We start from the raw sequence: 14,886 nt of genomic DNA, 5'->3' as shown, positions 1-14,886 counted from the left end.
AACAAAAAACAACGTATGAACAGACTCTTTACTTCCGTCGCATTCTCACTATGCGTACTCACGGCCTCGGCTACCGACTATACCGACAGCCTCGAAGTCAACGTGAACGGCAGCATCACCACGCAGCCCGCCACCATCTCGCTCAACCAACAGGCCGACGGCCGCTATGCCTTCGCCCTGAAAAACTTCGTCATGGCCATAGGCGGACAGCAGATGGGCATCGGCAACATTGAGGTGAACAACGTGCCGGGTACCACTCAAGACGGTGTCACCACGCTTCTGACCGACCAGACCATCGCCATCCAGCCGGGCGAGGGAGACTCTCCAAGCGGCATCTGGGTGGGCCCGACGCTGCTGGGCCAAGTGCCCGTGAAGCTGATGGCCGAGCAGCGCGGCGACAAGCTCTACGCCGTGATCAACATCGACATGCAGGCGTCGCTCCATCAAACCATCCAGGTAACTTTCGGCAACGGCGGCTACCAGCTGGCCAACCCCGGCTTCGAGCAGTTCCACAAAGCCACGCTTTACGCTCCGGCCGACCCCGACGAACCCGAGGCCGAGCACGAATCCGTGACCAGCGACGAGCCCAATGCCTGGCACTCGTTCATGAGCGCGTCGGGCAATCCCGCGCTGGTCTGGATGGCCGGATACAATCCCCACACATTCATCAGCCATGAAACGCGCCCCGGCTCCACCGGCCGCAACAGCGTGATGCTCACCTCTACAAACATGTTCATCGCCATAGCCAACGGCACCATCACCACGGGCCGCATGAATACAGGCTCTTTCACTCCCGCCGATCCCTCCAACCACGCCGCCCTCGACATGAGCGTGACCGACAAGGACGGCAACGGAGACCCCTTCTACACCGTGCTCAACGGCAAGCCCGACTCGCTCTCGGTGTGGGTGAAGTTCATCCAAGGCACGCCCAACGCCGAGCATCCCTATGCCACGGTGAGCGCAGCCGTGACCGACGGAACCTATTATCAGGACCCGCAGGACAAGGCCTACAGCAACGTACTGGGCCACGCCGTGAACAAAACCATCGCCACACGCGGCGGCGAATGGCAGCATCTCATGATTCCCTTTGAGTATCTGGACAACCCCTCCACGCCGCGGGCCCTGCTCGTCACCATCTCAACCAACGCCGACGCGGGCCAAGGCTCCACCGATACGCTCTATGTGGACGACATCAGCCTCGTCTACAATCAGGACGTGACACTCCGCAAGCTCACCGTGCGCGGCCAGGAAGTGGCCGTGGCCGACACGATGTCGCTGAAATCGATAGCCGCCGTCATCACCACGCCCGACGACATCGTGGCCTACGCCGACGCTCCTAAAATCTTCAAGCAGCTGGAGAGCACGGCCGACGGTGCCGTGGCTCACATCACGCTGGCCTCGGCCGACCTGAAGTCGAGCAAGACATACGTGCTCCTGCTGCCGGGTGCCGTGACGGGCATCGACACGCTGCCCTCGGCCCAGCCCGCCGCCACCTCCACCGCGATCTACAACCTCCAAGGCCAGCGCGTCGGCTCCATGCAGCCCGGACACGCCTACATCGTCGAGCAAGGCGGCAAGCGCATCAAGGTGTTCAAGCGGTAAACGCGACAGATACACCGTCCTGCGCTCCCGTGCGCAGGGCCTCACGACACATCATGATTAGACTCAAGCACGTGGTTCCCCCGTTGGATCCACGTGCTTTTTTTGACAGAACAACGGGAGACATACCGGCTGCGCCATGGTTTTTAGACATAACAACATATTTAACATGTGGCTGGCGCGGTGTTTTTAAAGACATAGTAACAGATTAACAGATGGCTGGCGCGGTGTTTTTTAGACATAACTACATATTCAACAGATGGCTCGCACGGTGAATCATGGGGTGTTGGCGTGCGGGCCAAACCCTACACTCATACCCCGACAACCGTGGCGCAGTCATATGTTCAATATGTTGTTATGTCTAAAAAACATCGCGCCAGCCATCTGTTAATCTGTTACTATGTCTTTAAAAACACCGCGCCAGCCACATGTTAAATATGTTGTTATGTCTAAAACCCACCGCGGACGCGCAACCACGACACCGTAAACGCGATGTGTCTACGCCGCAAACGCCGCGCGATGACGGCTTTGTCGCGACGCCAATAAGGGCTAAACGCGACGCGGGCACCAACGAAGCAGCCTCCGCTGCCGCCTCTCTGTCCCGTTGTCTCCAAGGAAAACAGCGGGAGGGGAGGCGGCAGCGGAGGCTGCACCATGAGGTAATCTATGTCACATTCAGCGGCTGCGCACCACCTTGACGGCCTTGCCGTCTTTCACGCGGATGTACACACCCAAGTGCGAAACGTCGGACACGCGGCGGCCGTCAAGCGTGAAGTAGGTCTCTGCACCGTCGGCCGTCGTCGTGATGCCGCGCACACCCGTGGCCGTGGTGATGGGCAACGACTCGCCCGTCCAGCCCTCAAGCACCGTCATGCCGTCGAGCTTGGTGATGAAAGCTTGGAAGTCGGCCAGGTAAGGACGCTTGTTGCGGTCGGCGTTGTCCTGGTCCACCCATATACCGTTCACCAGCGTGAGGCTGTGTTGCGGGGCGCGGGCCGTGGTCTTGAGCATGCCGCGCAGGTTGTTGTCGCCCGTGCCGGGGCGGGTCACGGCCTGTCCGCTCTCGGTGATGACCACGTCGGGGTGGTCGCTGTGCACCACGCAGGGCACCCCGGCCTCGGTCTCGGCGATGGGCTCCAGGCAGACGCGCGAGGAGTCGGCCGTCAGACCGGCAATGCGATAGAAGCGCACACCCTGCGTGGGCTGTGCCTTATAGGGCAGACAGAGCGTGCTCCAGCCCGAGGCATCCACCGTGGTGTGGTAGACGGGCAGGTGGCAGAGCACGAAGTCGGTGGCCGCCCAGGAGCCCTCGCGACGGTCGCCCGTGGACGTGGCGTTGCCATATTCGCGCCAGGCATAGTCCGTGGCGCCCAGCTTGCTCGAGGCGAATCCCACCGTGAGCGTGTCGCCCTCGGCCACGTAGACGGGCACCGTGGCCAGCGTTTGCCACTTGTCGGCATCGGCCACCATGGGCATGTCGAGCCAGTCGGACGAGAGCTTCGGCGACACCATGCTGTCTGTACGCGTGCGCAGATAGGCGTGCTGGTCGGAGAGCGTGTAGTGCTGGGCAGCGGCCTTGCACGTGAGCATGTAGAGGCCGTGGGGCACGCCGGTGATGCGCTGCCCGATGGCCATGGTCTGGCTGGTGCCCGCACTGGCGGGAACGCCCGTCCACAGCGCGCTCCAGCAGGTCTTTCCGGCCACCGTGGCGGCGGCCTGTGTGCCGCCGGTGTAGGTGCCGGTCTTCACGTCCCAGCCATAGGCCGTCTCGCCGGCGAAGTCGCCCTTGGCTACCCTGTCGGTGGCGACGAAAGACAGACAAGCCTCCACGGCCTGTTTCAGCGCGGCTGTGGCCTGGGCGTAGGCCTCGGCCGACGAGGGCTGTTCGAGGGCTTGCCGTGCGGCGGCTACGGCCTCATGGCCGGGCAACAGCTCGGTCACGGCCACCTGGGCCACGGCCAGCAGCGAGTCGGCCCGGGGCTTGAGGCGCAGGGCGGCCAGCGTCTGACGGGCGGCGGCGGCGATGGCCGCAATGTCTTCGGACGAGGCTTCGGCATGGGCTTGCGCCTCGGCCTTGAGCCACTCGGCCAGCTGCGGCAGGGCCGTGGCACAGGCCTGGGCCACCGCTGCGGCGCGCTGCCGAGTGCAGGCAAGGCCGTCGGCCAAGGCCTCCTGACGGGTGGCATAGAGACGGGAGAGCTGCAGCTGGTCGAACTGCGCCTTGCCGCCCAGACGGCGGAAAGAGAACATGCCCCGCGTGTAGGAGCCCGAGTTGAAGGTGGCAGCCTGCTTGCTCCACGTGGTGGAGGCGGCCAGGCTGAGCGGCACCTGCGCCTCGGTGGTGCCGTCGGCGGTGAGGGCGAAGTGGTTGTAGGTGACGCCGTCGAAACGGGTGGCGGCCGCACAGTAGTAGTCGGCGTTGGGCTCCAGGGTGACAAACGTCTTCACCGCCCCGGCAGTCTCGGTCGCGGTATTGGAGAAGGCCTGCAGATAGGCTCCCTCGTAGCCGCCCATGGGGAACACCTCGAAGTGGGGCTGGCCCAGCTCGTGGCCCTCGCCGTTGGTCCATCCGGCGGTGCCGAGCTCGAAGTCGCCGTTGACAAGCAGGTTGCCGCCCACGTAGCGGGTGGCGCCGTCCACGGTGACGGCATCGCCGGCAGCCAGCTGTGAGGGCACGGCGGCAACGGTCTTGGAGTAGTAGTCCTTGCCATCGGCATAGACCACATGGATGCGCAGCTGGTCGCCGTCGCGGGTGTCGGACAGGGTCTGCGTGTAGTCGGCCCCGTCTTCCTGCAGGGCCACGGTGGCCACGACCTGCCAGCCCTCGCTGCCGCGGCGGCGTTCCACGGTCATGCTCTGGTTGTATTCGCCCGTGGGCTCATGCCAGGCGAGGGCCGCCGTGCCGGTCTGGCTGTTGAACTTGACCTCCAGGTCGCGCGGTGCGCCCTTGCTGGCGGGCAGCCGGGGCACGTAGGCATGGGCACTGTTGTAGGCCAGCCCCGACTCCAGATTGGCATAATACTCGCCGATGGGGGTGAGCGAACCGTTGAGATAGGCGGCGCGGCAGTCCTGCACATGGTTGTAGAAGGCATAGCGTTCCACGTAGCCGGTGCTCTCCAGACCGTCGAGGATGGGGGCCATGTGCTGCTTCTCGATGGCCAGATTGGAAGCGCTGCCCGAGCGGTCGTTGCCGGCGGGCCAGCCCGTCCAGTTGGCGCCGTAGTTCATTTCGGTGATCCAAAGGGGGCGTCCGGTGCGGTTGTGGATGTTGTTGAAGTTCCACAACCAGCTGCCCCAGTCGCTGTACCAGTAGGAGTGGACGGTCACAAAGTCGCACCGCCAGCCGCGGGCGTCGATGCTGTCGAGGAACTGATAGAGCATGTTCAGGTTGCCCGACATGGCCGGGGAGCCGAGGCGCTTGCCGGTGGCCATGAGTTCCGGCCACACGGCGAGCAGGTCTTCTATCTTGGTTACCACCTCGCGGGGGTCGCCGGTGTTGTCGGGTTCGTTCTGCCCGAGGATGTGGGGCGAGGAGCCATTGTTGCCGCAATCGGCCACCGAAGGCCAGGCACCCTCGTACTTTCCGTTCTTGATGCCGGCCTCATGATGGCGCTGTGTGACGAACTCGCGGTCGGCATAGTTGTCGTTTCCGGCGTCCCAGTTGTAGCACCAGGTGGTGTTGAGGGCGGTGTTGACGGTGTTGTCGCGGCCGGCGTATCCCCTCTTGCTGACATCGTTCCACTGCATGACGCGCAGCGAAGAGACGCTGTTGTCGAGTATCGGCGGGAGATTGACGGCGAGATCGGCCCCGTCGGCAATGAAGACGCGGCTGTAGCCCTTGCCGTCGGACTTGGTGGCGAAGGTCACCATATAGCCTCGCTTGAGGCGGAAGCTGCGGATGCGGTTGTTCACCGGCTGGCTGCCGAGCGACTGACGGGAGCCTGCGGCAAACTGCGCGGCATCGCCCGTCTGGTCGAGACCGGTGTAGACCGTGAGGGGTTTCACCGTCTTGGCATAGGGCATGACGATGCTGCCGTTGGCGTAAATCCTGACCTGACAGTTGGTGCCGGCCACGGCTACCTGGCCGCCAATGCGCACATGGGACAGCAGACTGCCGGCCACCGAGGGCTTGACATGCTTGAGAATGAGCACGGCATGCTCGGTGTCGGCAATATTGACCACGGCGCCGGTGGCAAAAGGCGTGGGCGACGTGACCACATAGTCGGTGGGGGAACTCAGGGAGACGGTGCCCGTCACCCGTTCTACCTCCTGCGTGGTGTTGGCCAAGGCCAAGGCCAGAGGAGCAAAAAGAAGGGCTGCCGTCAGCGCCCTCCTCTTGAAATTGTGATGAATAAACATGGGCTTCGTTGTTGATGGGTTAAAGTCCAATCTTTCCCTGCCAGCTGAGGAACCAGTTTTTGGTGTTGAGCAGGTCTTTCTTAATCTCAGACTTCATCTCGCCCGAGCGGTCTGAGCCACGGCGGGCATAGATGCGGTCGGCCAGGAACGACGGGTCGTTGCGGCGCAGGGCCACACGCATGAGGTCGTAGTAGCGGGTGCCCTCAAAGGCACATTCCAAGGCATTCTCATCGACAATCATGCGCTCCACGCGGTCGATCTGATAGTCGCGCAGGGCCTGTCCGGCGAGCGTGGTGTCGTTGGGCATGCGGTAATAGGCATTGTATTGGCTCCAACCAGAACCGCGGGAATGGATGCCGATGGTGTTGTAGTAGAGGTTGGGATTGGCGAGGTCGGGCAGGATGTAGCCGTTGCTGCTGTTCGACGGGAACGAGAACTGGCTCACAAAGGCCGAGTCGGCCGCCGAGGTGCAGTAGGGCAGCACGGTGGCGGCAATGACCCTGTCGTTGACACCCGAGGAGAGTATCTGGTAGGCGAAGTGGGGATAACCGGCACGGTTGAGGGCCTCGGCCAGGCGCAGGTAGAGCATGGCACGGCGGTAGATGTGGACATTGCGCGTGTAATACTTGGTGATGGACTGGGCAGTGATCTGCCGGTTCTTGTAGGTTCCGTTCTCTGTAACCCAAGCAGACAGCAGGCGCAGGTCGCCCGTGCGGTGCATATTGAGGTTGCGAGGTGCATAGAACACGTCGCCGTTACTGTTTACCACACAGTACACCTGGTCCTCGGAGAGCTTCTGGATGGCCTGCGAGGGGGTGAGACTCGCCTCGTAATCGTTTTGGATGTTGCTGTTGAAGATGTTGCGCAGCTGGCTGTAGTTGCCATCGGAGGGGATGGAGTCGCCGGGAATCATGGCGATGAGCTCGCGATCGGTCGAATAGTTCTCACTCCTGAACAGACTGGTCCAGGAATTGCCTAATCCCGCCCAGTTCTGCGTGTCGAACCATTGCACACTGTTGGAACCGATGGGGAAGAACGAATTAGCGCCGTTGGCCGTGGTGATAGCCTTGTAGTAGGCCTGGGCGGCCTCCTTGTAGTTGCCGGCCCAGAGGTTCAGATCGCCCAGCACGACGGCGACGGGGAAGTAGAGCAGACGGGAGTCGGTGCTGCCGATGACGCCCAGGCCCGGCCGCTCCACGTCGGCCAGCGGGGCAATGTCCTTGACCAGCCAGTTGCACACGTCCTGAATGTCCTTGGTCTCGTAGGTGGCCTCGCTCTGCCCCTTGGTGAGGATGGGCTCGGTCACGAAAGGTACGCGGCCATAATTGATGACCAGCTGCAGGTAGGTCCAGGCACGGTAGGCCTTGACGGCGGCATACTCGCGCATGAAGATGCTCTGGCCGCGGTTGTTTTTCAGGGCCGTGTCGGCCTTGGCAATGTAGAGGTTGCAGTTGTTGATGACGGCATAGTAGTCGCGCGGACGGTTGTACATGTTGTCGTCGCCGACGTTGAACAGGGCCACGTCGCGCAGGTCGGAGCTTGCGGCATTGGTCACGTCGACCAGGTCGCCGCGGGCCTCGCCCAGCAGGACAGTGCGGTCGCCCAGCTTTTGCAGCTGCGTCATGATGCCGGTGAGCGAATAAATGGTGTCGGCGGGGTCGTCAAGATGCATCTTGTCGGTAAAGGTGACGTGGTTGGAGTCCTGCTCGAAGAAGTCACTGCAGGACGAGAACACCGTCATGACCGCTACCAGCACACCGCCTAAAATATATTTTGCTTTCATATCTTGTGTACGTTATAGGGTTACAGATTAATCTTCACACCGGCCACGAACGAGCGGCTCTGGGCTATCTGGCCCAGGTCGATGCCCTGGCCGATGACCGATGAGGTCATGGAGAACTCGGGGTCGCTGCCCAGATACTTGCTCAGCGTGAAGACATTGTTGGCCTGAATCCAGAACTGCAGTCCCTGAAGGAACGAGGAACGCAGGGGCATGTCGTAGCTGAGGGTGATGGTCTTCAGGCGGAGATAGGAACCGTCTTCTATCCAGCGGTCGCTGAAGCGGCTGTTGCCCATGGGGTCCTGAAAGGTGATGCGGGGCACGTCGGTCACCTGACCCTCGACCTGCCAGCGCGACAGGAGATGGTTGGTCTGGTTCATGAAGCGACTGCCGCCCTCGAGCTGGGAGCGCATGTAGTTGTACACGTCGCCGCCAAGGCTGTAGTTGAAGCGGACGTCGAGCTTGAAACGCTTGTAGCTCACCGTAGTGAAGAGGTTGCCGTAAAGGTCGGGGTTGGGGTCGCCAATCACCACACGGTCTTTCTCGTTAATCTCGTGGTCGCCGTTGGTATCGACAAAGTGCATGTCGCCGGCACCGAAGTAATTCCTCGTCACGCCGTTGGCGGCCAGCACGTAGAGGCCTGCGGCATTGGCCTGTTCGGTCGTGGCAAAGACGCCGTCGGTCTTGTAGCCGTAGAACAAGTTGGCGGCCCGGCCCACCTGCGAGCGGATGACGCCACCGTAGAGCTCGGTGTCAAAATACTGCTTGCCGTCGGGCAGGCTGGTAATCTTGTTCTTATAGTGGCCCACGCTGGCCCCGAGCTCCCACTGCAGGTCTTTCATGGCAAGCACCTTGACGCTGGCAGCCACATCGAAGCCCACGTTCTCGAGCTTGCCTCCATTGGACCAGTTCTCATCGAGACCGGAGAGGAAGTTCAGGCTTTGCAGGGTGAGCAGGTCGTTGGTGCGGCTCTTGAAGAAGCTGGCATTGAGGTGCACGCGGTTGTTGAGCAGGTTAGACTCCAGGCCCACATTGAAGCGGCTGGTGGTCTCCCACTTGATTTCGGTGTTGCCGATGCCGCTGAGCGAGCGGCCCGCAATGGTGTTGAGGAAGAGCTTGGAGCGCAGGTAGCTGCGGGAAGCGTAGTAGTCGATGTCGTCGTTGCCGCTGATGTCGTAACCGGCCGTGAGGCGCAGGTAGTTGACAAAGCGCGAATGGGCCAGCCAAGGCTCGTTGCTCAACACCCAGGAAGCCTGTGCCGAGGGGAAGACACCCCATGACACGCCGGCGAGTTTCAGGCCGCCGGCCTCCTTACCGAAGCGTGAGGAGCTCTCGACCGTGAGGTTGGCCTGGAGGAAGTAACGGCCCAGATAGTCATAGTTGGCCTGGGCATACCATGCCACGGAGTTCCAGTTGTCGTTGGCACCGGCGGAAGAAGCGTTGCGCAGACTGGAGCTCATGAATGGCGTCTTGTCGCTACCGGTGTTGTAACCGAGCTGTGAATTGAGCGTGTAGTTCTCCCAGTTGACGCGGGCTCCACCGAAGACTTCGATGCCGTGGGCGGCGTAGCGGTTGTGCCAATCCACGCGGGTGTCGCTCATGACCGAGTTCTGCTTGGAGAAGAGCGAGCGCACTTCGTTGGTGCGATAGCCGTTGACGTTCTTGACAAAGTAAGAGGGCACGCCGTTGATGGGGATGTAATACTTCTCGTTGGTGTTGACCAACGTGTAGCTGAAGTGCTCGCTGATGGTGAGGTGCCTGTTGGGCTGGTACTTGGGCATCACCGAAATATTGAGCAGAGAGTTCTCGAAACGGTTCTTATTCTCGGCCTCGGCATACTCGTTGAAAGCTACGGGGTTGGCCAGACGGTAGTTGTAATTGGAATAGCCGGCCAGGGCTTCGTCGAGGTAGCTCTCGGGAGTGATGTCGAACTGGGTGTCTGAAATAACACCGCGACCGTAGGCATACGGACTCAGGAACGGACTCTTGGCATAGCCCAGGAACGAGGGAGCCGTGGGTGTGCCCTCGGTATAGTTCTCGGGTGCCCCGTCGTCGCGGATGTCGCGGGTGAGGTTGGAGAACGAGGCATCGAAGCGCACGGAGAGCTTGTCGATGAGATTGATGTCGGTGTTGAAGCGGATGTTCAGACGGTTCATGTCGTTGCATTCCAACGTGCTGTTGACCTTGGAGTAGCCCACAGAGAGGTTGTAGCTGGCGATGTTGTCGCCACCCTCGACGTTGATGCCGTAGTTCATGGAGAGGGCATCGCGGTAGAGCATGTCCTTCCAGTCGGTGTTGTTGTGGTACTGCTTGTAATAGTAGTAGCCGGGATGCTCGTTGAGGAACTTGAATTCGCGGATGCGGGTGTTCGTTGTCTTCAAGAGCTCGGAGGCATAGCCGCGATACTGGTCGGCGTCCATCATGGAGATGAACTTGGGCAGAAGCGTGACACCGGCCGAAGCACTGGCCGTGATGCGGGTGGCCATGCTCTTGCTGCGGTGTGTCTCGACGAGGATCACGCCGTTAGCACCCTTGGCTCCATAGAGGGCGGTGCCGTTGCGCAGCACGGTAACACGCTCGATGTCGGACGGATTGATGTTGGACAGGATGTCGTTGAAGAATCCGTCGTGAATCATGGTACGGCCGTTCTGCTGGTCGATGAGCACGCCATCGACCACGACGATGGGCTGGGCATTGACATTGAGCGAGTTGAGACCCTGGACAAAGATGTTGCTGCCGATGCCGGGCGTGCCGTTGCGGCCCACGGTGTAGGCATAGGCACCGAGCTGTTTCTGAATCTCCTCCTTGACGTTCACGGCATTGCTGTACTGGAAATCAGAAGCAGTCTTGTCGTTGCGCAGACTGACAGCGTCGTTGTAGTCGGGGGCAAAGGTCTTGGGATAGAGGGTGATGTCTCTCTGCTGCTCGTCCTTGGCCAGACCCATCTGCAGCGCATTGGTGCTGGGATTGGTCACAGTGACGGCATTGACAAAGACGGGAACCTTCAGCTCGTAAGAGCCATCGTCCTTGGTCAGCACACTGTAACCCTCGACACCCGTAGCACTAACCAGTGCGCCCGAGACGGGAGCGTGGCTGCCCGAACTCAGCACACGGCCCTTGATGGTGCGGGTGGGATAGTTCTTCTTCTGCGGTGCCGCCGGCTTGCGAACGGTGGTTTCCACATCGTTGTCGCTCTCGTCGTCCTGGGCCAAGGCATGCGTCGGGAACGCCATCATCCCCATAAGGAGCGCATAGCTTGCAGCCGTGGCCAAGGCAGACAGCTTGTTAGAGAATATGATATTCTTGATTTTCATATGGCTTGATTTTGTGAAAGTGAATTGGGGTTAGTCCTCATGCGGCTTGAAGATGATGCAGTCCAGATACAGGTTGCGGTTGAACGAGCCGTTGCGCACCTCGCTGTTGCTCACGCGGGTGTCGAAAATGATCTTCACCTGCGGTGTGATGTTGCTGCCATAGGAGCAGAAAGGCAACTTGACGTTGGTGCCCACCTTGAAAGTATCGATGGCATCGGGCGTAGTGCGCAGCGTCGATTGCAGGGTGATCCAGTTGCGCGAGTTGAGTGGCCTTCCATTCTCGTCGCTGTGGCTCAGGCGCACACGGAACTTGGTGCCCAGACGGTCGATGGCCGATGCCAGGGTGTCATCGGCCAGAGCCGGGGCAGTAACCACATAGATGTCATAGCCAATGTTGGAGAGAACGCTGGGCACATTGAACACGGCCATGGTGTTGCTGGAGGTGCCGGTCGGCAAAATTTTAGCAAAGGAGTTGCCCGAAAGCTTGCCGTAGAACGGATTGCGCGACTGCACACTGGCGATTCTGAGCGGAGCCTGAGTGGATAGCCTGTCCACGGAGTCGAGGCGATCGGAGTTCTCTCCCTCGGCGTAGATAGTCTGGAAGAAAGTTTGCGTCTTGTCAATGTGCCAGTCGGCGGCTTTCATCACACGACCATTGCTGCACGAAATGTTCTGTGTTCCATCGAACACACCGCCGGGAGCAAAGGGCTTGTCGTACTGATAGTACTTGGCATTGGGCGTACCGTAGTAGGCGAAACGCACGACATAGGGCACGGCATTGACCGACATGGCCGAGTCCCGGATGGCCGATTCGGGGTTGGACGTGCGGCTGAACGCCGTACCGCGAAGGATGGCCATGCCGGCGTTGGCGTCGCAGAGCGAGTCGCGCTTGTTGATGGTCTTGTCGTAATTGAAGTAAGACTTGTACTCGTTGATGAGTTTGCCCCACACTTGATTGGTCGGCGCCACCATCCAATAAGTGCTGTCCTCGGTGTTGAGCAGGCCTATTCTACGGAAGAGTTCGTTCTGTAGGTTGACCACGGAGTCGAGATAGACGGTCTTTCCGTTCACTATATCACCAGGCACACTCGACTTCTCGTCGAACACATACCTGTTATAGGCATAGAGAAAGTTGGCTACAGAGTCGAGCTCGGCATCCTTGCGCAGGTACTCGAAGATGTTGGGGAAATAGTTTACCCTGTGGTTCAGCGTGAAGAGCACGCCGTTGCCGTAGGCCTTGTTGGCCGAGACAATCTGCTCACCGCCGAAGCTATTGGCCTTGAGCTGCACGTACTTGCCGTTGAGCATGACGATGGAATCGTTGCTGCTTCCCGATACAGAGTAGTTGTAGAGGGCGATGTGGTTTTGCAAGAACTCCTTGACGGCCCCATTGTCCTTGTCCTTGATGCCCCGGGCTTTCTCCTGTTGGTAAACGGAAATGACGGAGTCGGCCTCGGCAGAAGTGAAGTTTGCATTGGTGGGAGCGAAGACCGTAAAGATCTGCCGGCCCACAAGCGTGGTGTCGTAACCGCAGGCTTTCACCACGCGGGCAAAGTTGGACAAGTCGTTGTCCGAGGAGATGGCCTCCCAAAGGGTGCCCGTGGCACCGGTCGAGGCATTGTAATGCTCGTTCCACTCATCGGAGCATCCCATGAAAGCCAGGGCGACGACAACCGCGCCCAAGACTTTCTTGTACATATTATAGCATTTCATATTGATTGGTTCTTTTTGAATATCCTTCGTGATTACAGGTCAGACTCCATCTGTCCGGCCGATGTCACGCCATACACGCTCTTGGGAACAATCTCCAGAAAGTCCATCATGAACTCGTTGTTGTTGCCCAGTTTGGCAGACGACGTACAGCGGATGCGCAGGTAGTGGTCGGTCTTGGGGTTGATGTGTACCTGGCAAAGCACCAGTCGATAGGTGCGGGGGTTGTCGACAAACTCGTTGATGACGGAGCCATTGGAGTGGTAACCACCGTAAGGACCGCGGTAGTAACCCAAGTTTTTCAGCATCTTTTGATCCTCGGCTTTCTCGTCGTCGGTCATCTTGGACCAGTTCTTGGTGCCAAACTTGTTACCCAGAATAGACTCGTCAGTGAGCCGCTTGCGCATGTCTACAGGAATGCCTTGGGGCTTTCCATCGAAGTAGACCTGCGCCACGCCACGGGTATTCAGGGCGCAGAAGCCGAGGCGAATCTGGTACTCGCCCTCATAAGGCACGGGCGGCAGACGGAACTCGAAGTCGTAGTCGCCGAAGAGGTTGAACTCGTCGCCCTCGTAAGACCAGAAGTTCCAGTGGGGACGGCGGTAAACGAGCGTGCCGTTGCCTTTCATCGTCACGTGGTCAAGATAGCCATTGGGGAAGTAATAGTTCTTGCCGTTCTTGTAGGTCTGGTCGGCTTTGCTGCTCACATCGTCCTTGGTGGGGTCGCCGTTGAGGCGCATGTTCATGGTCATCACCTCGGGGAAAATGGTGGCGAAGTCCATGCGGATGCGGTCGTTCATCACCTTGTTCTGGGTGTCGTAGTCGAAAGCAACGAGGTCGGTCACGTAGAAATAGCGGCCGTTGGGAGCGTCCTGGGTGTAGGCATCCTCGACGGTGGGCTTCACCATGGCACCCTCGATGGCATAGCGGTCGTCGACGCGGCGGTTGATATAACGCTGGCCGAGCGTTCCGGCACCGAGGTACTGGCGCACGGTGAGCTGTTCGAGCTTCATCATGGTGCGGGGAAGCATGGTTTCATACCAATCGTTGGGGTTCATCTTGTCGGTCTTGATGCCAATGGCGCCATCCACAATACCCTGATGAAGCTCCAGCGGCGTGAGCTTGTTCCATCCAATCACGTCGCGCGTGAGGATGTGATAGGCCACGAACATGTTGAGCGGATTATAGCGGTCGGCTATCTTGCTAAAGTCGCGGGCGGCCTGATAGTCGGCATCATTGCCAAAGACGGGGTCGTAGAGCTGGCAGGCCAGGTCGTAGAGAGCCCTTACTTCGCCCTCGGAAGTGGAGATGCCTCGCTGGGAAAGCTTGGCCCGGAGCAGGCTGTCGGGCTCTACAAACACCGTATAACCATACTTCTTCTCGTCCGGAGCCACGGCAATCTCATGCCAGAAGTCCGACGTATAAGAATAGGTGGAGCGGTTCCTGCCCTCGTAGCTCTCGTCCTTGACCTTGGTCAGGGAGTCGCGGAGACCCGTGGCAACCAGTGCATTGTAGAACATGCTCACCTTGTCGTTGGCCTCCAGAATGTCGGCGATGGAGCTGTTGGAGTTCTCGAGCAGCACGTCGATGGGCTGCACAATGCCGTTCTCCACGGAGTCGTCCTTAAGCGTGAAGATGATACGCGACATGCGGTTGAGCTGCACCACAGAGTTCTGAGCCGAGTCGGTGGTATGGGTAATCTGGATGTAACGCCTGTTCATGTTGGCGGTGTTAAGCGTACCGTCGTTCATGTCGATGGTGGCGTACATGTTGTTCACGAGGTGGCTGCATGCGATGGTGTCGCACTCTGCCACGCTCAATGACTCCACGGAGGCAATGCCTTTCTTCTTGAGATAGGCTCTCACCACGTCGTTGGAGGGCAGGAAACAGGTGTAGTGGCCGTAGGCCGAGAGGATGTCCATCAGGCCAGCCTGCCTCACAATATGCGCGAAGTCGCTGTATTGTGGCCGGTTGGTGATGTAGTCGCTCATCATCTCACCCTTAAAGGTATAATAGTTTTCTGCACCAGGGTCGTCGGAGCAGCCGGTAACACCCAGACTGCCCAGCGCACAGATGGCGCAGAGTATGAAATATTTGAAGCGTTTCATATTGCTGAAGTTATGT

At 59.7% G+C, this 14,886-nt stretch carries 6 protein-coding genes; 1 reads left to right on the top strand and 5 read right to left on the bottom strand.

The features are described from left to right. Positions 1-15 precede the first annotated feature (15 nt). A complete protein-coding gene (locus PREDE_RS07365) occupies positions 16-1,602 on the top strand; it encodes a calycin-like domain-containing protein (RefSeq protein ID WP_005845529.1) in 1,587 nt (528 codons plus the stop codon). A gap of 672 nt (positions 1,603-2,274) precedes the next feature. Here the strand turns inward: PREDE_RS07365 and PREDE_RS07360 are convergent. From PREDE_RS07360 to PREDE_RS07340, 5 genes are read right to left on the bottom strand one after another with little or no spacing between them, the layout of a single operon-like run. After that, on the bottom strand, positions 2,275-5,958 hold the full coding sequence (locus PREDE_RS07360; protein ID WP_005845528.1) for a glycosyl hydrolase: 3,684 nt from the start codon (positions 5,956-5,958) through the stop codon (positions 2,275-2,277). A 19-nt stretch (positions 5,959-5,977) separates the two neighbouring features. After that, on the bottom strand, positions 5,978-7,741 hold the full coding sequence (locus tag PREDE_RS07355) for a RagB/SusD family nutrient uptake outer membrane protein (RefSeq protein ID WP_005845527.1): 1,764 nt from the start codon (positions 7,739-7,741) through the stop codon (positions 5,978-5,980). Between the two features lie 20 nt (positions 7,742-7,761). Beyond that, a complete protein-coding gene (locus PREDE_RS07350) occupies positions 7,762-11,052 on the bottom strand; it encodes a SusC/RagA family TonB-linked outer membrane protein (protein WP_005845526.1) in 3,291 nt (1,096 codons plus the stop codon). A 30-nt stretch (positions 11,053-11,082) separates the two neighbouring features. Next, a complete protein-coding gene (locus PREDE_RS07345) occupies positions 11,083-12,750 on the bottom strand; it encodes a fasciclin domain-containing protein (RefSeq protein ID WP_005845525.1) in 1,668 nt (555 codons plus the stop codon). A gap of 47 nt (positions 12,751-12,797) precedes the next feature. Continuing rightward, entirely contained in the window at positions 12,798-14,870 is a 2,073-nt protein-coding gene (locus PREDE_RS07340) for a fasciclin domain-containing protein (RefSeq protein WP_005845523.1), read from the bottom strand. Between the last annotated feature and the right edge of the window lie 16 nt (positions 14,871-14,886).

It is taken from the genome of Prevotella dentalis DSM 3688 (assembly GCF_000242335.1).
Taxonomy (GTDB): Bacteria; Bacteroidota; Bacteroidia; order Bacteroidales; family Bacteroidaceae; genus Prevotella; species Prevotella seregens.
This window is presented reverse-complemented; position numbering and strand designations above follow the sequence as displayed.

Excerpts from the sequence above, each read along its gene's own strand:
- PREDE_RS07365 (WP_005845529.1), top strand. The coding sequence starts at position 16 with ATGAACAGACTCTTTACTTCCGTCGCATTCTCACTATGCGTACTCACG.
- PREDE_RS07360 (WP_005845528.1), bottom strand. The coding sequence starts at position 5,958 with ATGTTTATTCATCACAATTTCAAGAGGAGGGCGCTGACGGCAGCCCTT.
- PREDE_RS07355 (WP_005845527.1), bottom strand. The coding sequence starts at position 7,741 with ATGAAAGCAAAATATATTTTAGGCGGTGTGCTGGTAGCGGTCATGACG.
- PREDE_RS07350 (WP_005845526.1), bottom strand. The coding sequence starts at position 11,052 with ATGAAAATCAAGAATATCATATTCTCTAACAAGCTGTCTGCCTTGGCC.
- PREDE_RS07345 (WP_005845525.1), bottom strand. The coding sequence starts at position 12,750 with ATGTACAAGAAAGTCTTGGGCGCGGTTGTCGTCGCCCTGGCTTTCATG.
- PREDE_RS07340 (WP_005845523.1), bottom strand. The coding sequence starts at position 14,870 with ATGAAACGCTTCAAATATTTCATACTCTGCGCCATCTGTGCGCTGGGC.